This window comes from Streptomyces graminofaciens, from assembly GCF_030294945.1.
GTDB lineage: Bacteria > Actinomycetota > Actinomycetes > Streptomycetales > Streptomycetaceae > Streptomyces > Streptomyces graminofaciens.
Window position 1 is genome coordinate 11,266,691 of the sequence record NZ_AP018448.1, and the last position, 22,069, is coordinate 11,288,759.

15 protein-coding genes are annotated in these 22,069 nt (G+C 72.2%); 9 read left to right on the top strand and 6 right to left on the bottom strand.

The annotated features are described in order from the left end of the window. Positions 1 to 15 precede the first annotated feature (15 nt). The 3 genes from SGFS_RS49745 to SGFS_RS49755 are packed head-to-tail and all read right to left on the bottom strand — an operon-like array spanning position 16 to position 3,803. On the bottom strand, positions 16 to 1,017 hold the full coding sequence (locus tag SGFS_RS49745; RefSeq protein ID WP_286259410.1) for an ABC transporter permease: 1,002 nt from the start codon (positions 1,015 to 1,017) through the stop codon (positions 16 to 18). Next, positions 1,014 to 2,759: a sugar ABC transporter ATP-binding protein gene (locus tag SGFS_RS49750; protein WP_286259411.1), complete on the bottom strand. Its 1,746-nt coding sequence runs from the start codon at positions 2,757 to 2,759 to the stop codon at positions 1,014 to 1,016. Before SGFS_RS49750 ends, SGFS_RS49745 begins: the two co-directional genes overlap by 4 nt. 9 nt (positions 2,760 to 2,768) lie before the next feature. Beyond that, entirely contained in the window at positions 2,769 to 3,803 is a 1,035-nt protein-coding gene (locus tag SGFS_RS49755) for a sugar ABC transporter substrate-binding protein (RefSeq protein ID WP_286259412.1), read from the bottom strand. Positions 3,804 to 4,312: 509 nt separating this feature from the next. Between SGFS_RS49755 and SGFS_RS49760 the strand changes: the two genes are divergently transcribed. The 6 genes from SGFS_RS49760 to SGFS_RS49785 all read left to right on the top strand — a co-directional run bounded on the left by SGFS_RS49760 (position 4,313) and on the right by SGFS_RS49785 (position 10,392). Continuing rightward, positions 4,313 to 5,341 (top strand): helix-turn-helix transcriptional regulator, encoded by a 1,029-nt coding sequence (locus SGFS_RS49760; RefSeq protein WP_286259413.1) that lies wholly within the window; start codon positions 4,313 to 4,315, stop codon positions 5,339 to 5,341. 24 nt (positions 5,342 to 5,365) lie between these two features. Next, entirely contained in the window at positions 5,366 to 5,953 is a 588-nt protein-coding gene (locus SGFS_RS49765) for a flavoprotein (RefSeq protein ID WP_286259415.1), read from the top strand. A 393-nt stretch (positions 5,954 to 6,346) separates the two neighbouring features. After that, entirely contained in the window at positions 6,347 to 7,495 is a 1,149-nt protein-coding gene (locus tag SGFS_RS49770; protein ID WP_286259416.1) for an ABC transporter substrate-binding protein, read from the top strand. Positions 7,496 to 7,601: 106 nt separating this feature from the next. After that, entirely contained in the window at positions 7,602 to 8,855 is a 1,254-nt protein-coding gene (locus SGFS_RS49775; protein ID WP_286259417.1) for a sensor histidine kinase, read from the top strand. Then, complete coding sequence (locus tag SGFS_RS49780; RefSeq protein ID WP_286259418.1) at positions 8,852 to 9,520, top strand: response regulator transcription factor; 669 nt, start codon at positions 8,852 to 8,854, stop codon at positions 9,518 to 9,520. Before SGFS_RS49775 ends, SGFS_RS49780 begins: the two co-directional genes overlap by 4 nt. Positions 9,521 to 9,684: 164 nt before the next feature. Then, positions 9,685 to 10,392, top strand: coding sequence for an alpha/beta fold hydrolase (locus SGFS_RS49785; RefSeq protein ID WP_286260420.1), 708 nt, complete (start codon positions 9,685 to 9,687; stop codon positions 10,390 to 10,392). Positions 10,393 to 10,491: 99 nt separating this feature from the next. Here SGFS_RS49785 and SGFS_RS49790 read toward each other — a convergent pair whose 3' ends face one another. Beyond that, a complete protein-coding gene (locus SGFS_RS49790; RefSeq protein ID WP_286259419.1) occupies positions 10,492 to 11,289 on the bottom strand; it encodes a phytanoyl-CoA dioxygenase family protein in 798 nt (265 codons plus the stop codon). Between the two features lie 64 nt (positions 11,290 to 11,353). On the opposite strand from SGFS_RS49790, the gene SGFS_RS49795 reads away from it, so the two are divergent. Next, positions 11,354 to 12,268, top strand: coding sequence for a helix-turn-helix domain-containing protein (locus SGFS_RS49795; RefSeq protein ID WP_286259420.1), 915 nt, complete (start codon positions 11,354 to 11,356; stop codon positions 12,266 to 12,268). A gap of 19 nt (positions 12,269 to 12,287) precedes the next feature. Here SGFS_RS49795 and SGFS_RS49800 read toward each other — a convergent pair whose 3' ends face one another. Further along, positions 12,288 to 13,547, bottom strand: coding sequence for an SLC13 family permease (locus SGFS_RS49800; protein WP_286259421.1), 1,260 nt, complete (start codon positions 13,545 to 13,547; stop codon positions 12,288 to 12,290). A 171-nt stretch (positions 13,548 to 13,718) separates the two neighbouring features. Further along, entirely contained in the window at positions 13,719 to 16,130 is a 2,412-nt protein-coding gene (locus SGFS_RS49805) for a SpoIIE family protein phosphatase (protein WP_286259423.1), read from the bottom strand. A gap of 230 nt (positions 16,131 to 16,360) precedes the next feature. Between SGFS_RS49805 and SGFS_RS49810 the strand changes: the two genes are divergently transcribed. After that, entirely contained in the window at positions 16,361 to 19,468 is a 3,108-nt protein-coding gene (locus SGFS_RS49810; RefSeq protein ID WP_286259424.1) for a glycoside hydrolase family 2 TIM barrel-domain containing protein, read from the top strand. 229 nt (positions 19,469 to 19,697) lie between these two features. Then, on the top strand, positions 19,698 to 21,941 hold the full coding sequence (locus SGFS_RS49815; RefSeq protein ID WP_286259425.1) for a glycoside hydrolase family 9 protein: 2,244 nt from the start codon (positions 19,698 to 19,700) through the stop codon (positions 21,939 to 21,941). Positions 21,942 to 22,069 lie beyond the last annotated feature (128 nt).

Consider the following 22,069-nt stretch of genomic DNA (forward strand, 5'->3'; position numbering starts at 1 on the left):
GGGGAAGGAGAGTCGTCATCGGGTCGGTCGTGGGCCGAAGTACGCGAGCGCGGCGCCCGCCACCAGGGCCACGCCCTGAGCCATCTGCTGCCAGAACGTCGGCACGCTCAGCAGTGTCAGCCCGTTCTGCAGACAGCCGAGGAACAGCACGCCGAGCAGCACACCGAGGACCGAACCGGAGCCCCCGCTGAGCGCCACGCCGCCCAGCAGGACGGCGGTGAGGACCGTCAGCTCGAAGCCCGCGCCCGAGGTGCCCGAGACCACACTGTCCAGCACCGACGCCTTGATGGCTCCGGCCAGTGCCGCCGCCGTACCGGTGACCACGAACAGCGCGAACGGCGTACGGCGGACGTCGATGCCGGAGAGGTACGCGGCCTCCCGGTTCACCCCGATCGCGAACACATGCCGTCCGGTCGGCGTGTACGCCAGGAACAGTGCCCCGGCGACCAGTACGGCCGCGGCGATCACCACCGGCGCCGCGATCCCGGCGATCCGCGCGCCGCCCAGCCATGCGAACCCGTCGCCGAACCCGCTGAGCGGCAGTGGGAAGAGCTGCTGGGCGAGTCCGCGCACGGCCGCCAGCATGCCCAGCGTCACGATGAACGGCGACAGCCCCAGGTAGCAGCAGAGCACCCCGTTCACGGCCCCGACGGCCGCGCCGACGGCGAGCGCGCCGAGCACGGCGACGACGGGGGACTGGGCCTGTTCGCCCGCGAGCCAACCGGCGACGAGCGCGCCCAGCGCGAGCGTGGAGCCGACCGACAGATCGAGATAGCCGCTGATGACGAGCAGGGCCAGCGGTACGGCGACGATGGCCAGCGCGGCCGCGTCGGTGGCGATCCCGCGCAGATTGCCCGGGTCGAGGAAGCTGCCCGTGGACACCTGGAACACCAGCACCATCAGGGTGAGAACGGGAAGGAGCGGGTGGCGCCGCAGGGTCGCCAGCCCGCGCGCGGCCAGGGCGCGCGGGCCGGGCACGGCACGTTCGGCGGCGGTCGCCGTGGTCGCGGTGGTCATGCTGCTCCTTCGCGGGCAGGGGGGTGCGGGGTGGCCGGGTCGGCCGGCGTGGTGGATGGGGGAGGTAGGTCGCTGTCGTCGTCGGATGTGTGCGTGCCGGCGTCGTGCACGGCCGACAGCAGGGCCTCTTCGGTGAGTTCGGCCCCCGACAGTTCGGCGATGATCCGTCCCCGGTCGACGACCAGGCAGCGGTGGGCGAGGGTGGCGGCCTCCTCCGGGTCGCTGGAGGCGAACAGCACGGCCGTGCCGCGCTGCCGCGCGAGCGTGGAGACGACGTCGTAGATCTCCTGGCGGGCACCGACGTCGACCCCCTGGGTCGGCTCGTCCAGCAGCAGGACGTCGACCTTGCGGGCCTCGTTGATCCACCGGCCGAGCAGCAGTTTCTGCTGGTTGCCACCGGAGAAGGCGGCGGCCGGCAGCCCCGGCCGGGCGGGCCGCAGCCCGACCGCCTCGGCGAGCGAGCCGAAGACCCGCCGCTCGGCACCGAGCGCCCGCACCCCGCGCCGGGCGAGCGTGCGCACGGACGGCAACAGCACGTTGTCCTGCGCGGTCAGCATCGGGAAGAGCCCCTGGGCGCGCCGGTCCGCAGGCACCAGCGCGATCCCGGCGGCGAGCGCGTCGGCCGGCCGGGCGGGCGCGACGACCCGCTCCCCGACCCGCACGGTCCCACCGGAGGCCCGGCGCCGCCCGAACAGCGTCTCCAGCACCCGGGTACGCCCGGACCCGATCAGCCCGTACAGCCCCACGATCTCGCCCTCACCGACGGTGAGATCGACGGGACCGAAGCCGGGGCCGCGCAGGGAACGGACGCTGAGGCGGGCGGGAGTGGGCGCGGGGGACTTTGGAGAGGTCTCGGCGCGGTCGGGCCCGGGGGCGATCGGCCGGGCCCCCTTGTCCGTGCCGCCCCCGGCAGCCGAGGCCGCCGCAGCCGGACCCCGGCTCCCCGTGATCGCCTCGACGAGCTCCCGGCGGCTCTGCCCGGCCCCCGTCGAATGGTGGGTGACCCGGCCGTCCCGCAGCACGGTCACCGCGTCCGCCAGCCGTTCCACCTCCGCCAGCAGATGGGTGACGTAGACGATAGCGAGACCCTGGCCGCGCAGGTCCTCGACCCGTGCGGCCAGGGCGTCGCTCTCGGCGCCCGACAGCGCGGCCGTGGGCTCGTCCAGGACCAGGACCGAGGCGCTGCGACTGAGCGCCTTGGCGATCTCGACCAACTGGCGCTGTCCCATGGGGAGTTCAGCCACCCGGTCGCGCGGCGAGCAGCTCGCGGCGACCCGGTCGAGGAGTTCGGCGGCCACCTTCTCCTGGGCCCGGCGGTCGATCCGGCCGTAGCGGGTCCATTCCTGGCCGAGGAAGATGTTCTCGGTGACGGTCAGGGAGTCCACGACGCTCAGCGTCTGGAAGATGATCGCCACCCCGGCCGCGATCGACTCGCGAGGGCTGAGCCGGGGGTACGGCACGCCGCCCACCTCGATCGTCCCCGAGTCCGGCGGGAACGCACCGCCCAGGCACTTGATCAGGGTCGACTTCCCGGCCCCGTTGTGCCCGAGGAGGGCGTGGACCTGCCCACCGGGCACCGTCAGATCCACACCGTCCAGGGCCCGCACCCCGCCGAAGGACTTGCTCAGCGAGGTGATCCGCAGATTCGGCGGGTGGGCCGCGTCGGCGACCCCGGCCGTTCCGGTCGCCGCGACCGCGTCCGTCACCCCGGACCACCCGGTCGGGTCGGTCATGTCAGCCATGGCGGAGCCCTACGCGTTCTGGGCGAGCAGCGCGTCGATCTCCGCCGTGTCGCCCGTCTGGACCAGCTTCACCGGCACCTGCACGCTCGCGTCCTTCTTCCCGGCGGCCACGGCGAGCGGCACGTCGACGATCGCGTTGGAGATGGCCTGCGGGGCGAGCGCGGAGGAGGCCCGGTAGAAGGTGCCCTGCTTGATGGCGAGGAGCGAGGGGGCCGCGCCGTCCTGCCCGCCGACGAACGTCTTCGCGTCGCTCTTCTTCCGCCCGGCCTGCTGGAAGGCCTTGTAACCGCCGTACGCCGCCGCGTCCGTGATCCCCAGGATGATGTTGAGGTCGCGGTGCTTGGCGAGGAGCGCGTTGGACTTCGACAGCCCCGTGTCGGGGTCGATGGCCTGCTCCTGCGCGACCACGTCGACACCGGGCGCGAGCTTGGTGAACGCGTCGATCATGCCCTTCGTGCGCTCCCGGCCCAGCTCGATCGTGTTGTCGACCAGGAACGCGATCTTCCCCTTCCCGCCCAGCTCCTCGTTGGCCCACTTCGCCGCCGCCTCGCCGAGCAGCGTGCCGCTCTCCCGGAAGCTGAACTGGATGTCGGCGCTTTGGTTCTCCAGGGTCCCGCCGTACGTGACCCAGATCAGACCGGCCTCCAGCGCGGCCTTGGCGATCGGCTCGGCGGCCTCGAAGACCATCGGGAACGAGACGATCGCCGGCATCTTCTGGGTGACCCAGGTGTTGAGGTTGGTGGCCTGGGTGTCGGGGTTGCTCGCGTCGCTCGTCGTCAGCAGCTTGACGTCGTGCTTCTTCGCGGCAGCCGTGGAGAGCTTCACCAGCGTGGCGTAGAGCGGGATCTGGGTGAAGGGGTAGTCCAGGCCGATCTTCGCGAGCTTTCTGGCGGTCGGGGACGAGTCCGCTGCCTTCGCCGAGCCGCTCCCCTCCGGGGCGCTACAGCCCGTGGCGGCCAGCCCGGTCGTGGCGAGGGCTCCGGCGGACCACGCGAGGAACTTCCTGCGGGAGGCGGGGACGGCGGAGTACGGGGAACTGGTCATGGCGGGGATCTCCAAGGGGACGTGGGCCCGAAAGCGGCGGGCGTCCGGCTGTGCCGAACAGAAAAGACCCCAGCGCCCCTCGCTGCCATCCGTACAAATACCGACTGCGCGGCGGCGGACGGTGGACGGCGGAGATCCGACTGGGCGTGAGGGGCGAGGGACGGCGCGAATCCGCTGGGCGTGACGGCCGACGGCCGACGGCCGACGGCCGATGGCCGGGGGCCGGGGGCCGGGGGCCGGGGGCCGGGGGCCGAGGGACGACGGACGAGGGACGAGGGACGAGGGCCGACGGTCGAGGGACGGCGGACGGCGGACGGCGCAGGACCGTTGGGGGGGCGAAGGACGGTGGAACACCGACCGTGTACGCGGGCGAGTACCGGCCATCCCCGGTCACGGATCGGTGAATGCCTTGTCCATCGATCTCCGGCCCTCATATCGTTAGGGCCCAAAAGACCTGCACGGCCTCGCGAAGGACCAGCACGGTCTCGGGCCGGCCCCGGGAGGCTCGGATGCTCGACCACCACCAGATCGCGGCAGCCACCCGCATCGGCATGCTCACCCGCGAACGCGACACCGCGTCCGCCTGCGCCCAGGCCCTGCTCGAACTGGGCCGTGCCCTGCCCCTCGACAGCGCCACCCTGCTGGAGATGGACCCGCTGACCGGCACCTATGTGCAGATCGCGGGTATCGGCTACGACGCCGAGGTCTCCGAGGCACTGGCCGCCGAGTTCGTCTCGACCCCCTGGTACAAGACCGTCCTGCGCAGCGAGATCCCGCCCTCCATCTCCGAGGACGCCGAGGACCCGGGGGAGCGCTACCGCGACGGCTGGTTCTACGCCGAGCGGATGCGCCCGGCGGGCGTCCGCGACGCCGTGACCGGTGCCCTGCGCCACCACGGCCGCGTCGTCGGACTGATCACCCTCTCCACCGCGGACCCCGACGCCTACGACATCGGCACCCGCCGCCTGCTGGCCTCCCTCCTGCCCGCCCTGGGCGTTCTCGCCGACCCCACCGCACACGCCGGCGACCTGCACGACCTGCCGGCGGACGGAGGCGCGAGCCTGGTCGTCGCCGACGAGGCCCTCGACATCCCCGGCCGCCTCCCGGCCCGGGTGCTCGAGGACACCGAGTTCCGCCGCCTGCTGCGCGCCTTCGCCGACTCGCACGGCGCACGCCTGCGCCTGCTGTGGCCCGTCGGCCAGGACTGGTACCGGGTCACGCTCCGCCGCCACACCCTCGGCACGGCCGTCGTACGCCGGGCGGTCCTGGTGCACGAGACGCCCGTGCCGTTGCCGTACGGACTCAGCCCGCGCGAGCTGGAGGTGCTCACCCGGGCGGCCACCGGACAGACCAACCAGGCCATCGCGCAGGCGCTGTACCTGTCCCCGCGCACCGTGCACACCCATGTCGAGCACCTGCTGCGCAAGACCGGCGCCGCCTCCCGCGCGCAGGCCACGGCCCTCGCCGTACGGGACGGGCTGCTCCGCCCGACCGCCGAGGACATCGAACGCTTCGTCGAGAGACCGCCCGGAGGCTGAGCCTGTTTCAGTAAGGTTCGACGGATGACCGACACCGCGCCCGGAACCGGACAGAGCCAGGAATCCTCCGCCGACAAGCCCTTCCTCTACGTCGTCGTCTGCGCCGCCGGGATCGCCGTGGAGGTCAGCAAGCTGATCACGGCGGCGCAGGAGCGGGACTGGGAGGTCGGGGTCATCGCGACCCCGGTCGCCATGGGCGGCGGCTTCTTCGACGCGGCGGCCGTGGAGGCGCAGACCGGCCGCCCGATCCGTTCCGCCTGGCGGTCGCCAGGAGACCCGCGCCCCTTCCCGCCGCCGGACGCGGTCGTGGTCGCGCCCGCCACGTTCAACACGATCAACAAGTGGGCCGCGGGCACGGCCGACACCCTCGCCCTCGGCACCCTGTGCGAGGCGTACGGCCTCGGCGTCCCCATCGCCGTACTGCCCTGTGTCGCCGACGCCCTCGCCGCGCACCCGGCGTACCGCGCGAGCCTGGAGCGGCTGCGCGGCATGGGCGTACGGTTCGGCGATCCGTACGCCGGTGACACGCACGAGGGCGGCGGGCGCCCGGAGTTCGGCTGGGAACGGGCGCTGGACCTGCTCGCGCCCGTTCCCGACGACCTCACACCTTGAGATCCGTCGTCATCCCCATGAGCAGCCGACGGAAGAGGTCCCGGACCGCGACGGGGGCAACGGCCGGAGCCCCGCTCGGCGGCCGTGCGGCTTTCCGATGAGTGACGCAGGCCTTCGCGCACCGGCAGGGCCGTGCGCGGGGCGCGGCAGTCGGCGCAGGCGTACGGCCTCGACGGCGGACGTCGTGCAGTGGACCGCGCCGGCGGCGGGGAACAGGACTCCGCCGAGGCGGGGCAGGGCCGCCCCGGCGCCGCACCCGGGGGCCGGCCGGTGTCCCGTTCAATCGAACGGTTGAAACAGTCATCCGCTTCCGGGCGACGCGCGCCGAGCCCCGCCGATCGCAGACTTGCCGTGCCGCCGTATCCACCGGCCGCGGAAAGGACTTCCCCCACGATGGCCAGCAATTTCAGTAGACGACGGATCCTCACCACCGGCGCGGGCGCCGCACTCGGCGGTCTCGTGGCGACCGGTGCCGCGCAGGCCGCCACCGCCTCGGACGCGTCGGGCCGGGTCGGTTCGCGGACCGGCGCGGAGGAGACCCGTTCGCTCGACGAGCTGTACCGGGCGGCCCTCGCCGAGGGCGGCAAGCTCGTCATCTACTCCGGCGGGGACGTCGACAGCCAGGCGGCGGGCGTACGGGCCGCCTTCAAGAGCCGCTTCCCGGAGATCGACCTGACGATCGTCGTGGACTACAGCAAGTACCACGACGTCCGTGTCGACAACCAGTTCGCGACCGACACCCTGGTCCCCGACCTCGTCCAGCTCCAGACGCTCCAGGACTTCACCCGCTGGAAGCGCCAGGGCAGGCTGCTCTCCTACAAGCCCGCCGGATTCTCCAAGGTCCACAAGGGCTTCCGCGACCCGGACGGGGCCTGGACGGCCCTGGCGGTCATCGGCTTCAGCTTCATGTACGACACCCAGGCGGTCGGCGCCGACGCCCCCAAGACCCCGCTGGACCTGGTCGACCCGCGCTGGAAGGGCGCCATCGCCTCCTCCTACCCGCACGACGACGACGCGGTCCTCTACCTGTTCTCCCTCTACCAGCAGACGTACGGCTGGGACTGGGTGGCGAAGTTCGCGGCGCAGCAGCCGCAGTTCGCCCGCGGCTCCCACACCCCCGGTGTCGCCGTCAACGGCAAGCAGAAGACCATCGGCGTCGGCACCTCGGGCAGCGCGGTGGCCGGCTCGGCCGCCGTGAAGTGGGTCGCGTCGGAAGGCGCCCCCTTCATGGCCTGGGGCCAGCGCGCCGCGATCCTCAAGCAGGCCGCCAACCCCACGGCCGCCAAGCTCTACCTCAACTGGCAACTGTCCGAAGAGCGCCAGAAGGCGAGCTTCAACGGGTGGTCGGTCCGTACCGACGTCACCCCGAACGCCTCGCTGAAGCCGGTGTGGGAGATCCCCGACGCGCATGTCGACGGCTTCCCCCGCTTCATGGAGGACCGCGCGAACATCGAGCGGCTGAAGCAGACATTCGCCCTCTACTTCGGTGAGGTCAAGGGCGACCCGACGCCGGGCGTGCTGGGCCTGCGCCCCGGGCGGTAAGGGCCCGGTCCGACGCGACGGCCTGGCCGAAAACCACGGGCACGGCGGACTCCTTTACTCCGGTCACACTGGTCACTGCCTACACTCGGCTGGCTTCGCCAGCTCCATGCCAGTCCGGACCGCCGCAGAGGGAATCGCCGCCGTGCCCGTCATCGCCGCCGTGCCCGCCATCGCCCCCGCCTTCGTGCGCCGAGGTTCGCTGTCGCTTCGACGGCTGCCGGACCTGGTGTTCCTGACCCTCGTCATCGGCGGCGTGATCCGGCTCGCGGACCAGAACTCCGGACTGTGCTGGGAACTCGTCCCGGTCATCACGCTGCTGGCCGTGGGCTACGTGGCCGGCCTCGCCCTCTGGGACCGGCTGGGGCGCTGGGGGCGGCCCGTCTGGCTCGCGGCGCTGCTGGGCATGTGGGCCTACGTCTCCTGGGCGATGCCCGCGCCGCTCGCCATGAGTTACACCTGGCTGGCGCTACCGCTGGCGATCCTCGCGCTGCGCATGTTCGCGGCCCGGACGGCGGTCGCCGTCGTCGGAGTGATCACCGTGCTGCTCGTGATTCTGATCGCCCACACCGCTCGGACGCCGCACCTCGAAATGGTCGTGCCCCCGGCCGCCGCGCTCTGGGCCACGGTCGTCCTCTACCGCACCCAGCAGTGCCTCCTCGCCGAACTGAACCGGACCCGCGCCGAACTGGCCCGGGGTCAGCGCGAGGCAGGCCGGCTCGCCGAACGGGCCCGTATCGCCCGGGACCTGCACGACACGCTCGCCCAGGAACTCGCCGGCAGCCGCATGCTCCTGCAGTCCGCCGACCGCGCCTGGGACCGCCGCCCGGACCTCGCGAGGACCCAGGTCCGCGCGGTCGTCGACGCCCTCGGCGCCAACCTCGACGAGACCCGCACCATCATCCGCGACCTGACCCCGCCCGCCCTGGAGCGCGACGACCTCGCGACCGCGCTGCACACGCTGTGCACCCGTCCCCGCACCACCGCCACGGCACCGAGGATCGCCTTCTGCACCCGGGGCGGGACCGGCACAGTCCCCGCGGACCGGGCCACCGCCCTGCTGCGCGCCGCCCAGGGCCTGCTGGCCAACGCCCAGGAACACGCGCACGCCCGGCATGTGTGGGTCACCCTCGACCACCAGGACGGCGAGACGGTCACCGTGGAGGTACGGGACGACGGCGTGGGCTTCGACACGGCGGCCGCAGTCGCGCGGCCGGGCGGCCGCGGCCTAGGGCTGGCCGCGGTCCGTGAGCGCCTCGGCGCGCTCGGCGGCTCCCTCACGGTCGAGAGCGCCCTCGGACGCGGCACACTCGCCCGCGCCACCCTGCCCCTGAGTACCTTCGCCCTGGCGGGAACGCGTTGACCGGGACGACCGCGACACCCGACCTGCGCATCGTCGTCGTCGACGACCACGCCGTCGTACGCGCCGGACTGCGCGCCCTCCTCACGGGCGAACCCGGCTTCGACGTCGTCGCCGAGACCGGCGACGGCGAGGAGGCGGTGGACCTCGTCGCCCGGCTCCGCCCCGACGTGGTGCTGATGGACCTCCGGCTGACGGACGACCCGGCGACCGGCTCCCGGATGAACGGCGTCGACGTGACCCGCGAGATCACCACGAGCACTCCGGGCGTACGGGTCGTCGTCCTCACGAGTTACGGCAGCCAGGGCGACGTCGTACGCGCGATGGAGGCCGGGGTCCGCGGCTACATCCTCAAGGCGGGCCCGCCCGAGGAACTGTTCCGTGCCGTGCGCGCCGCGGCCTCCGGCGGCATGGGCCTCGCCCCCGAGGCCGCGGGCCACCTCGCCGGCCACGTGGCCGAGCCGGAGACCGTCCTCAGCGCACGGGAGATCCAGGTCGTGCGGCTGCTCGCCGAGGGCCGCAGCAACCGGTCCATCGCCAACGCCCTGTTCCTCACCGAGGCGACGGTCAAGACCCACCTCGTCCGCGTCTACCGCAAGCTCGGCACGGAGAACCGGGCGAGCACGGTCTCGGAGGCGGTCCGCCGGGGGCTGCTGGAACTGGGCTGAGCCGCCCGCCTCCCTTCGGGGGCCACGATCCCGACGTCCGGCCCCGGTTACCTGCCCGCGGAGGCCGAGAGGCCGCGTGCCTATGGTCGGGGCATGACCACCGATCACTTCCCGTCCCCCTGGCCGTCCACGACCACGGGGGCGACGGCCCACCCCTCCTCCTGATCCACGGCGCCGCCCGCACCCTCGCCGACTGGACGGCCGTCGCGCCCTTACTCGTCCACCGGCACCGCGTACTCGCCGTGGACCTGCGCGGCCACGGCCACTCACCGTCCGGAACCTGGAGCATCCCCGCCGTACTCGGCGACATCGAGGCCGTACTCACCGAGTACGGCGTCCCGGGCGCCCTCCCCGTCGGACACTCCCACGGCGGCATGCTCGCCGCGCTGTACGCGACCGAGCACCCGGAGGTGACGCCCGGCGCGGTGAACCTGGACGGGTACGGGTGGGGCAGGCCCGACCAGTACATGGGGCTCGACGCCACCTACGTCGAGGAACGCCTCGCACAGGTGTGGGAGACGGCGAGGGCGTCGGCGGGCCCGGTGCTCCCGGCCGACGGACTGAAGGACCTGCTCGCCCAGCAGCGCGCGATGTCAGATCAACTCGGCATTCCCAACGAGCTGCTGGAGGCCGGAGTCCTGCGCTCGGTCCGCGAACGCGCCGACGGGCGGTGGGACGTGCGGCCCGAGCGCGAGCACGCCCTGGAGATGCTGGCCGCGATCGACTCCCTCGACCTCTTCGCCCTGTTCCGACGCGTCCCCCGGCCGCTGCTGCTCGGGCGCGCGCAGCGGCCCGTGCCGTCCGTCCCGGGCCTCGACTGGCTCCACGACCTGGCGACCTCGCCGAACTCGCGGACGAGCAGCCCGAGGTGACGGTCGCGGAGATCGACGGCACCCACGCCATGCTCCTGGAGAACCCGGAGGCGGTCGCGGACACGATTCTCCGCTTCACCGCGGGCACCTGAGCACCCGTCAGTGCGCGCCCATCGCCTCGAACTCCGTGCCGCACGGCCCGGCTCCGTCGCTCTCAAGGAGGGGGACGGGGTCTCCGCTCATCGTCAGGACGTCGTAGTAGCGGCCGATGCGCTCGGTGGAGCGGCCGACATAGTGGCCGATGAAGGAGCGGCGGAAGCGCTCGGCCGTACGGTTCGGCTGGGAGCCGTGGACCAGACTGCCGTTGAAGAACAGCACGTCACCCGGCCGCATGTCGACGGCCACGGCGGTGAGACCGGGCGGCGGCGGCACGTACTCCCGCACGAACGACAGCTGCTCGTCGGCCTCCTCCGGGCAGAACAGGTCCATGCGATGGGTGCCCGGTACGACCTCCAGACCGCCGTTGTCCCGGTCGATCACATCGCAGGCGATCCACGCGGCCACACAGGTGCCCGGCTCCACCCGCAGATAGAAGTTGTCCTGGTGCAGGGCCTGCCCACGGGCCCCCGGCGGCTTGAAGTAGAACATGCTCTGCGCGGCCAGGACCTCCTCCCCGAGCAGCTTCTCCAGGATCTTCCGCAGCCGCGCGTCGAGGAGCACACGCAACGACAGGTCGTCGATGCGATGCGGGTGCATCACGCGCGGGTAGACGTGCAGGGGATCGACGGACGCCTCCTCAAGCGCGGCGGCACGGGGCGCGAAGTGCCCCGGGATCGGGCCGCCCGCCTGCACGGCGGCGAACCGGTCGCACAACTGATCGATCTCTTCGGTCGAGAACAGTCCCCGCACGACCAGATAGCCGTCGCTGTCGAAGACCTCCCTGTCCGTGACTGCCATCCGCGTACCCCTTCTCTTCGGTGTCCTGTCTGCTTCACGCTAGGTCGGAGCGCCTTTCGGAGGGATGCCTGTGCGTGCTGACGAGTTGCCCGAGACCGCTGTCCCGTCACCACCGGCCGGCCAGATGATCATCGGCCGCTTCGACCAGCCGCCCCCGTACGCCATCACACGGCCCAGAGGATCGGACAGCTGGCTGTTCACCTGGACCACGGGCGGCGCCGGACTGCTGCGGCAGGGCGCGGCCGAGGCGACGGCGGCCTCGGGCGACCTCGTGGTCCTCGGCCCGGGTGTACCCCAGCACTACAGGGTCCGGCCCGGCGCCGGGAACTGGGCGTTCTGGTGGGCGCACTGCCAGGCCAGACCCTCCTGGGCGGCCTGGCTGCGCCCGTACGAGACCGCCGATCTGCTGTACGCCGTGCCCCGGGCCCCCGGTGGCATCCGCGAGCGCGTCGACGCGGCCTTCCGCCGGATGCTCGCCGACGCACGCTGGACGGGGGAGGGCGCACCGCCGGCTCGGGCCGCACCCGAGTCCGTGCCCGACGGCGAGGTCGCCGTGGCGCACGGCACGGCCGCCCGCGAGCTCGCCCTCTGCTCGTTGGAGGAGGTCGTGCTGCTGGCCGCCGCCCGGGCCGAGCCGCGCCGGACCGGCACCGACCCGAGGATCCGCCGGGCCGAGGACCTCATCGCCGCCGACCCGGGCGCCCCGCACACCGTGGCCTCCCTCGCCGAGCGCGTGTCCCTCTCCCCGTCCCGATTCGCCCACCTGTTCACCGAGCAGCTCGGTCACTCCCCGATGCGCGCGCTCCTCCACGCCCGGCTCCTGCACGCGGCCCGGCTCCTGGAAGCCACCGAACTCCCCGTCGAACGCGTGGCCGCCGCCTCCGGGTTCGGCAGCCCGTTCCACTTCAGCCGTGTGTTCCGACAGCGGTACGGGGTGCCGCCGGGGGCGTACCGGAACGGTCTCAGGGACGGCGGCTGACCTGTTGCCTCAAAGCTTCTCAGCCTCCGAACGCGAGCAGCGACAGCCACAGCGCCACCACGGAGGAGACCAGCGCCACCGGCACGGTGATCAGCCCCAGCCGGGTGAACTCGCCGAGCTCCACGTCGTGCTCGTGCTGATGGACGATGCGCCGCCACAGCAACGTGGCCAGGGAACCGGCGTACGTCAGGTTGGGGCCGATGTTGACCCCGAGGAGTACGGCGAGGACGGCGCCCGTGCCGAGCGGGGCGGCGAGCGGCACGAGGACCAGCACCGCGGGCAGATTGTTGATGACGTTGGCGAGGAGCGCGGCGAGGGCGGCGATGCCCAGGAGCGCGGCCAGGCCGGAGCCGCTCGGCATCACCTGGCCGAGCGCGTCGGCGAGGCCGTTGTCGACGACGGCCCGGACGACGACGCCCAGCGCCAGCACGAACGCGAGGAACGGCAGGGATATCGACCTGAACAGCGCGAGCGGGCCGGTGGTGCGGCGTACCAGCGCGCGTACCGCGAGCACCACGGCCCCCGCCAGCGCCGCCCAGGCGGGGTCGACCCCGACGACCGACGCGGCCACGAACCCGCCGAGCGTGCACAGGACCGTGACCAGGGCGAACAGTGGCAGCTCGGGCGCCTCGTCCTGGCTCTGCCCGGCGGGCGCCGGTGCGTCCAGGTCGTCCGCGAAGAAGCGACGGAACACCAGGTACTCGGCGGCCACGGCCACCGCCCAGGGCGCTGCCATCAGCAGCGCGAACCGCGTGAAACTCAGCCCGCTCGCCGTGAACGCCAGCAGATTGGTCAGATTGGAGACGGGCAGCAGCAGTGAGGCCGTGTTCGACAGATGCGCGGTGGCGTACGCGTGCGGCTTGGGGCGGGCGCCGAGCCGGGCGACGGTCGCGAACACCACCGGAGTGAGCAGCACGACCGTGGCGTCCAGGCTGAGCACCGCCGTGATGCCGGAGGCCAGCGCGAACGTCGAGGCGAGCAGCCGCCGGGGCCGGCCCGCCGAGGCGCGCGCCATCCACGCCCCGCACGCCTGGAAGAGCCCCTCGTCGTCGCAGAGTTTGGCCAGCACCAGCACGGCGGCGAGGAAACCGAGCACCGGCCCCAGCATCTCGGCCTCGGCGCGCGCGTGATCGAGGGAGACCGCCCCGGTCGCCACCGCCAGCCCGGCCGCCGGGACCGCGACCACCGCCTCGGGCAGTCCGAACGGACGCGCGACCGCGCAGCCGAGGACGACGAGCAGCAGGACGACGGAGAGGACCTCGGCGAGGGCGGTGTTCACAGGGGGACTTTCAAGACGTTCGGCGGGCGGAGACTGACGCACCCTACAGACGTCCGCCCCGAAACCTCGCACGGGCGTGCGGTCTTGTCGTCAACCCCACAGCAGCCGCGGAAACGGCCTTCAACCCCACAGCAGCCGCGGCAACGGACTTCGGCCCGCCGCCCCGGCCGCTCACTCCTCCGCCAGCGTCAGCTCCGCCCAGATCGTCTTGCCGTCCTCCGTGTGCCGGCTGCCCCATCGCTGGGTCAGCTGGGCCACGAGCAGCAGACCGCGGCCGCCCTCGTCGAAGGTCTTCGCCCGGCGCAGATGCGGAGCCGTGCCGCTGCCGTCGGACACCTCGCAGATGAGGGTCGTGTCGTCGTGGATCAGGCGCAGCTGGATCGGCGGGGCGCCGTGCCGTATCGCGTTGGTGACCAGCTCGCTCACCACCAGCTCCGCCGTGAACGCGGTCTCGCTGATCCCCCACAGGGCCATCTGCGTCAGCACGTACTGCCGGGTGCGGGAGACGAACGCCGGGTCGGCGGGGATCGCCCAGGTCGCGACCTGCGCGGGAGGCAGCCCCCGGGTCCGGGCCAGCAGCAGTGCCACGTCGTCCGGGGCGCCGTTCGGCGGCAGCAGCGAGCCGATGACCTCCTGGCACACCTCGTCCAGCGAGCCCGTACGGCCGGACAGGGCCCGCGCCAGCAGCTCCTGCCCCGCGTCGATGTCACGGTCCCGGGTCTCGATCAGGCCGTCGGTGTAGAGGGCGAGGACGGTTCCCTCGGCGAGTTCGAGTTCGGCGGATTCGAACGGCAGCCCGCCGAGCCCGAGCGGCTGCCCCGCCGGTACCTCCACCTCCATAGGCCGACCGTCCGGGTCCAGCACGACCGGCGGCGGATGCCCGGCCCGGGCGAAGGTGCACCGGCGGCTCACCGGGTCGTACACGGCGTACAGACAGGTCGCGCCCACCTCACCGGTCACCCCCTCGCTGCCGGCCTCCGCGGACAGCCGTACGACGAGGTCGTCGAGGTGGGTGAGCAGTTCGTCCGGGGCGAGGTCGACGTCGGCGAGGGTGCGGACGGCGGTCCGCAGCCGCCCCATGGTCGCCGAGGCCTGCACGCCGTGGCCCACGACGTCGCCGACGACCATGGCGACCCGCATACCGGAGAGCGGGATCACGTCGAACCAGTCGCCGCCCACCCCGGACTGGGCCGCCGGCAGATAGCGGGAGGCGGCCTCCAGCGCGGGCATGTGGGGGAGTGTCTGGGGGAGCAGACTGCGCTGGAGGGCGAGCGCGGTCTCGCGTTCACGGGAGTAGCGGCGGGCGTTGTCGATGCAGACGGCGGCCCGCGCCGTCACCTCCTCGGCCAGCAGCTGGTCGTCGGGCGTGAACGGGTCGAGCCGTTTGTAGCGGCTGAGGACGGCCACCCCGAGGGTCGTGCCGCGGGCCCGGATCGGGACGGACATCGTGGCGTGGATGCCGTACTCCTCGACCCGGGAGCCGCGCGCCGGGTCGAGGGCCAGCCACTCCTTCAGCGAGACGGCCGCGTCGGCGGTCGTGACCGTGTGCCCGGCGACCAGGGAGGCCGCCTGCGGGGAGATCGCGGGGTAGACGTGGGTGCCCCCCAGCTCGACCACCGCCTCGGGGGAGCCGGGGTTGATCGACCGGTGGGCGGCCCGGCGCAGGGTGAACGGCGGGGACAGCGGGCCCTCGTGCGGTTCGTCGCCGTGGTCCAGGGACTGCATGAGGTCGACGCTGACGAAGTCGGCGAGGACGGGCACGCACACATCGGCCAGTTCCTGGGCGGTGCGGGTGACGTCGAGCGTGGTGCCGATGCGGATGCTCGCCTCGTTGACGAGCTGGAGGCGCTGGCGGGCCCGGTACTGCTCGGTGATGTCGTGGCCGGTGACACAGACCCCGATGGGCACCCCCTCGGCGTCGATGAGCGGGGCTATCCCCGCGGACCAGGCGTGGGCGCTGTGTTCGTCGGCGGCCCGCAGGAAGGTCTGCACGTCCTTGCGCCTGCCGTCGGCGAGCACCTCGCGCAGCTGCTCCTCCAGCCGCTCGCCCTGCCGTCCGCCCACGATCTCGGACATGTGCAGCCCCCGGAGGTTCTCCTCCGGCATGCCCACGGCGTCCGCCATCATGCCGTTGATCCCGCGCAGCCGGAGCTGCTCGTCGAAGACCGCCGTGGCGCAGGGCGACTGCATCAGCACAGCCATGGCCAGCGGATCGTCCCGGACCAGCGGCCCGGGGTCGTCCAGCGGGCACAGAACCAGCCAGCCCGTGTCGTCCGCGTCCTTCTGCCGCCGCTGGTGGGCGAGGAGCCAGGCCGAGACCGTACGGCCGTCGCGGTGACGGAGTGTGAGCGTGCCGCTCCAGCTGACACTGCCCGGCGCGGGCATGGGGAAAGGGCTGCCGGCGGCCAGCAGCTCCTTGGCGGGACGGCCGACGACCTCCGCCGGGGACCAGCCCAGCAGACGCTCGGCCCCCTCGTTCCACTCGACGATCGAGCCGTCGCCGTCCACGACCGTCCGTGCCGTGGCGGCACCGTCCAGGGCATACGCCGGAGCATCACCGTGCGCTACCTTGCGGCTCCTCATCGTGGCCAGTTCCATTCCGCCGGGCCGAACGGGTTTACGGGCGAATTCAAGCCTAGTGCGTCACGAAGCTACACACCCGGGCAGCCGCGGAGGGGGCGAATGGCGATGTCCGGGCCTGAAGGGGCCGGATCGGCAGAAGTGGCGCGACGGACTCTTGACGACCTTGAGTGCCCCATCGTCAGATTCTGTTTGGCCGCGAGCAGTTGTGATTGCTTATGAAGGGAATCCTGATGACGGTCACGCGCAGGTCGTTACTCATCGCGGGCGCCGCCGCACCTACGGCGGGAGCGCTGGCGGGCACCGCGAGCGTCACGGCCGCCGCGGCGGCGCGGACCGGCTCGGGCTCGTCCCCCGGCCGCACGATCCCCCTCCGTGACGGCTGGCGCTTCGCTCTCGTCAACCCGGGCGGCATCACCGACCCGACCGGCGAGTACGCGGACGCCGCGAAGCCCGGCTACGACGACTCGTCCTGGCGCCAGGTGGCCGTACCGCACGACTGGAGCATCGAGCTCGCCCCCACCACCGAGAACGGCACCACCAGCGGCACCGGCTTCTTCCCCGGCGGCCTCGGCTGGTACCGCACCACGTTCACACTGCCGCCCTCGCTCGCCGGGAAGCGGATCTCGGTCGAGTTCGACGGCGTCTACATGGACGCGTACGTCCACTGCAACGGCACGGAGGCCGGCCGACACCCCTACGGCTACACGGGCTTCGCCCTCGACCTCACCGACCTGCTGCACACCGACGGCACCACCGAGAACGTGATCGCGGTCAAGGTCCAGAACCGCCTACCCAGCAGCCGCTGGTACTCCGGCAGCGGCATCCACCGCCAGGCCCGGCTCGTCGTCACCGACCCCGTGCACGTCCAGCGCTGGGGCACCCAGGTGACGACGACCGACCTGAGCGAGGACCGGGCGGTGCTGAGGGCCCGTACGACCGTCGTCAACGAGTCCGGCACCGAGGCCGAGGTCACCGTCGGATCCACCGTCCTCGACCCGGGCGGGCGCCCGGTGGCCCGTACGACCTCCACGCTCACCGTCGGCGCGGCGGCCGAGACCGCGACACACGAACTGACCGTCCCCGACCCGGGGTTGTGGGACATCGACACCCCGCGCCGCTACACCCTGCGCACCGAACTGCGTGTCGACGGCCGCACGACCGACACCTGTCGCACCCGCTTCGGCATCCGCACGGCCACCATCGACGCGAACGACGGCCTCACCCTGAACGGCCGCCACGTCAAGCTCCGTGGCGTCAACCTCCACCACGACCTCGGCGCCCTCGGCTCCGCCGTCCACGCCGACGCGGTCGAACGCCAGCTGGCGATCATGAAGTCCATGGGCGTCAACGCCCTGCGTACCTCCCACAACCCGCCCGCCCCCGAGGTGATCGAGGCCTGTGAGCGGCTCGGCCTGGTGATGATGGTGGAGGCCTTCGACTGCTGGCGCAGCCCCAAGACCCGCTACGACTACGGCCGTTTCTTCGAGGAGTGGTCGGACCGGGACATCGCCGAGATGGTGGCCGCGGCCCGCAACTCGCCCGCCGTCCTCATGTGGTCCATCGGCAACGAGATCTCCGAGTTCACCTCCACCGCCGGCCTCGCCATCGCTGACCGCCTCATCGCCGGGATCAGGAGGCTCGACGACACCCGTCCGGTCGTCATCGGCTCCCACCGCCACCGCAGCGTCCCCGCCCCCGGTTCCCCGGCCGACCTGATCCTCGCCAAGATCGACGGCCTCGGCCTGAACTACAACACGGCCGCCTCGGTCGACGCCCTGCACGCCCGCTACCCCGACCTGTTCCTCTTCGAGTCGGAGTCCTCCTCGGAGACATCGACGCGCGGCGCGTACCAGGAGCCGGAGAACCTCAACACCGGCGAGAACCACACACCCGGCAGGCGGGCGACCTCCTCGTACGACAACAACCTCGCCACCTGGACGATGAGCGGCGAGTACGGCCTGAAGAAGGACCGGGACCGCAGGTGGTTCACGGGCGAGTTCCTGTGGTCCGGCATCGACTACATAGGCGAGCCCACGCCCTACGACGTTTTCCCGGTGAAGGCGTCCTTCTTCGGCGCGGTCGACACGGCCGGCTTCCCCAAGGACATGTACCACCTGTTCAGAAGCCAGTGGACGGACGAGCCGATGGTCCATCTGCTACCGACGACCTGGAACCACGCGAAGGGCGACACGATCGAGGTGTGGGCGTACGCCAACGTCGACACCGTCGAGCTGTTCCTCAACGGCCGTTCGCTCGGAGTCAGGAGGTTCGACGAGAAGAAGACCACCGACGGGCGGCCCTACCTGGAGACCACCGAGGCGACCGGCGACGACAAGACCGTCACCTCCGGGCCCTACCCCGGCAGTTACACCAGTCCGGGCGGCAGCGCGGGCAAACTGCACCTCACCTGGAAGGTCCCGTACGAGCCCGGCGAGCTGAAGGCGGTGGCGCGGCGCGACGGCCGCAGGGTCGCCACCGACGTCCTGCGCACGGCCGGGAAGCCGCACGCGATCCGCCTGACCTCCGACCGCAGGTCCGTGGCCGCCGACGGCCGTTCGCTCTGCTTCGTGACCGCCGAGGTCGTCGACGCCCGGGGCGTGGTGGTGCCCGACGCCGAGCACCTGCTCACCTTCGACGTCGACGGCGGCTCCCTCGCGGGCCTGGACAACGGGCGCCAGGAGAGCGCCGAGCGCTACCAGGCGACCACGCGCACCGCCTTCCACGGAAAGGCCCTCGCGATCGTACGGTCGGGGGTCCGGCCGGGCCCCCTCACGGTGACGGCACACGCGGACGGCCTGCGCACCGGCAAGGTGAGCCTGCGGGCCACGCCGGCGCGCTCTACGGCGACGACACCGGCTGCCGTGTTCGAGCCCGAGGCCCCGCTCGCGCCCGACCACCCCTTCGCCGACGCCAGTTACTCAGGGCGCCCCGACACCCTGCCCGCCGCCATGCTCGACGGCGACCCCGCCACCGGCTGGTCCAACGCCTTCTACAAGGCGCCCACGGCCCTGCTGCCCGCGTTCGGCGGGGCCCGGCCGAAGGACTGGGTCTCGGTCGACTGGGGGCGGACCGGCACGGTCGACCGGGCCGAGGTCTCCTTCACCGTCGACGCGACGCACAGCCTGCCCGCGTCGGTCGAGGTCGCGGTCTGGGACGGAGAACGGTACGTGCCCGCCGAGGACGTGAAGACCGACTGGGCAACGGCCTCCGACGTGCCCACGGCGATCACCTTCGCCCCGGTGCGCGGCTCGCGGCTCAGGCTGACGCTGACGAGCGCCCATCCCGGGGATGTCCGGGGCGCGGTCCGCATCAGCAGGCTGGACGTGCTCGCGGGCTGACCGCATGAGGTGGTGGTGCCTCGGTCCGGACAGGAAACCGGCGTGCGTCGGAGGACCCGACAGAAGAACCAGTCCTGTCCGGACCGTTGACGGGCTGTCATGTCTCTTACAGCATGGCCAACATCCGTTTTTGGGAGCGCTCCCACAACAAGTGTCTCTGCCCAGACGCCGGAGTGCGCGCGCCCAGCCTCCCCTGAGGAGCCCAGACCCGAGCCGAGGAGCCCAGACGTTGAAACGACGCAGAACTGCCCTGCTCGCCATGACGGCCCTCCTCGCGGCGGCGCTGACCGCGCTGCCGTCCGGGCCGGCCCAGGCCGACGAGGTCGAGCAGGTCGAGAACGGCACCTTCGACACCGGCACCGCCCCCTGGTGGACCACGAGCAACGTCACCGCGGGCCTGTCCGAGGGCGCGCTCTGCGCCGACATCCCGGGCGGCACCACCAACCGCTGGGACGCGGCCGTAGGCCAGAACGACATCGCCCTGGTGAAGGGGGAGTCGTACCGCTTCAGCTTCAGCGCGTCCGGAACCCCGGCGGGCAACGCCCTGCGCGCGATCGTCGGTCTGTCCGTCGCACCGTACGACACATACTTCGAGGTCAGCCCGCAGCTCAGTGTCTCGGGCGACTCGTACTCCTACACCTTCACCTCGCCCGTCGACACCGCTCAGGGCCAGGTCGGCTTCCAACTAGGCGGCGGCGCCGAGGACTTCCGCTTCTGCATGGACGACGTGTCGCTGCTGGGCGGGGTGCCGCCCGAGAAGTACGAGCCGGACACCGGGCCCCGGGTACGCGTCAACCAGGTCGCCTATCTGCCCGCCGGGCCGAAGAACGCCACGCTGGTCACCGACGCCACCGGGCCCCTTCCCTGGCAGCTGAAGAAGGAATCCGGAACGGTGGTCGCGCACGGCCGGACCGTGCCGCACGGCACCGACGTCTCCTCCGGACAGAACGTCCACTCGATCGACTTCGGCGCCTACCGCAAGCGCGGCACGGGCCTCACGCTGGTCGTCGACGGCGAGACGAGCCACCCCTTCGACATCGACGCGAGCGCCTACGAACGCCTGCGGCTCGACTCGCTGAAGTACTACTACACCCAGCGCAGCGGTATCGCGATCAGCGACGAGCTGCGCCCGGGCTACGGCCGCGCCGCGGGCCACGTGGGCGCGGCGCCCAACCAGGGCGACAAGGACGTGCCCTGCCGGCCCGGCGTCTGCGACTACACGCTCGACGTCACCGGCGGCTGGTACGACGCCGGCGACCACGGCAAGTACGTCGTCAACGGCGGCATCTCCACCTGGGAGCTGCTGAGCACCTACGAACGCTCCCTGTACGCCCGCACCGGCCGGCCCGGCAAGCTCGGTGACGGCTCGCTCGCCATCCCGGAGAGCGGCAACAAGGTGCCGGACGTGCTCGACGAGGCCCGCTGGGAGCTGGAGTTCCTGCTGAAGATGCAGGTGCCGCAGGGGCAGCCGCTAGCGGGCATGGCCCACCACAAGATCCATGACGAGCAGTGGACGGGCCTGCCGCTGCTGCCGAGCGCCGACCCGCAGAAGCGCCAGTTGCACCCGCCGACCACCGAGGCCACCCTCAACCTGGCCGCCACGGCCGCGCAGGCGGCCCGCCTGTACCGGCCCTACGACCGCGCCTTCGCGGCGAAATCCCTCGCCGCGGCACGCACCGCCTGGAAGGCGGCCCTCGCCCACCCCGACATCCACCCGGACCCCAGCGACGGCATCGGCGGCGGCGCCTACCCGGACACCGACGCGACGGACGAGTTCTACTGGGCGGCGGCCCAGCTCTACCTCACCACCGGTGAGAAGGCCTTCCAGGACCACATCCTCGCCTCGCCCGTCCACACCGCCGACATCTTCGGCCCCCTCGGCTTCGACTGGTCCAGGACCGCCGCCGCGGGCCGCCTCGACCTCGCGACCGTGCCGAACAGGCTGCCCGGCCGCGACAAGGTCCGCCACTCCGTGACCAAGGGCGCCGACCGCTACCTGACCACGCTCCGGACACAGCCGTACGGCATGCCGTACGCGCCCGACGGCAACCTCTACGACTGGGGCTCCAACCACCAGGTGCTCAACAACGCGGTCGTGATCGCCACGGCGTACGACATCACCGGCGCCTCGAAGTACCGCGAGGGCGCGCTGCAGAGCATGGACTACCTGCTCGGCCGCAACGCCCTGAACATCTCCTATGTGACGGGCTACGGCGACGTCGACGCCCGCAACCAGCACAGCCGCTGGTACGCCCACCAGCTCGATGCGGACCTCCCCAACCCGCCGCGCGGCACGCTCGCCGGAGGGCCCAACTCGAGCATCCAGGACCCCTACGCACAGGGCAAACTCCAGGGCTGTGTCGGGCAGTTCTGCTACATCGACGACATCCAGTCCTGGTCGACGAACGAGCACACGATCAACTGGAACGCGGCGCTGGCCCGGATGGCGTCCTTCGTGGCGGACCAGACCTGAGCCGTCCCGCTCGCCGCTGTGGTGCGGCCGACGTCCTCCGGGCGTCGGCCGCACCCTTTTTTGGTACCGCACTCAATGCCCTGTGACCTGCGGATATTTACGACTGAGTACCCGCGCGGTACCGTTGG

Bases quoted from the DNA above. Each gene is read 5' to 3' on its own strand.
- SGFS_RS49745 (WP_286259410.1), bottom strand. From the start codon at position 1,017: ATGACCACCGCGACCACGGCGACCGCCGCCGAACGTGCCGTGCCCGGC.
- SGFS_RS49750 (WP_286259411.1), bottom strand. From the start codon at position 2,759: ATGGCTGACATGACCGACCCGACCGGGTGGTCCGGGGTGACGGACGCG.
- SGFS_RS49755 (WP_286259412.1), bottom strand. From the start codon at position 3,803: ATGACCAGTTCCCCGTACTCCGCCGTCCCCGCCTCCCGCAGGAAGTTC.
- SGFS_RS49760 (WP_286259413.1), top strand. From the start codon at position 4,313: ATGCTCGACCACCACCAGATCGCGGCAGCCACCCGCATCGGCATGCTC.
- SGFS_RS49765 (WP_286259415.1), top strand. From the start codon at position 5,366: ATGACCGACACCGCGCCCGGAACCGGACAGAGCCAGGAATCCTCCGCC.
- SGFS_RS49770 (WP_286259416.1), top strand. From the start codon at position 6,347: ATGGCCAGCAATTTCAGTAGACGACGGATCCTCACCACCGGCGCGGGC.
- SGFS_RS49775 (WP_286259417.1), top strand. From the start codon at position 7,602: ATGCCAGTCCGGACCGCCGCAGAGGGAATCGCCGCCGTGCCCGTCATC.
- SGFS_RS49790 (WP_286259419.1), bottom strand. From the start codon at position 11,289: ATGGCAGTCACGGACAGGGAGGTCTTCGACAGCGACGGCTATCTGGTC.
- SGFS_RS49795 (WP_286259420.1), top strand. From the start codon at position 11,354: ATGCCTGTGCGTGCTGACGAGTTGCCCGAGACCGCTGTCCCGTCACCA.
- SGFS_RS49805 (WP_286259423.1), bottom strand. From the start codon at position 16,130: ATGAGGAGCCGCAAGGTAGCGCACGGTGATGCTCCGGCGTATGCCCTG.
- SGFS_RS49810 (WP_286259424.1), top strand. From the start codon at position 16,361: ATGACGGTCACGCGCAGGTCGTTACTCATCGCGGGCGCCGCCGCACCT.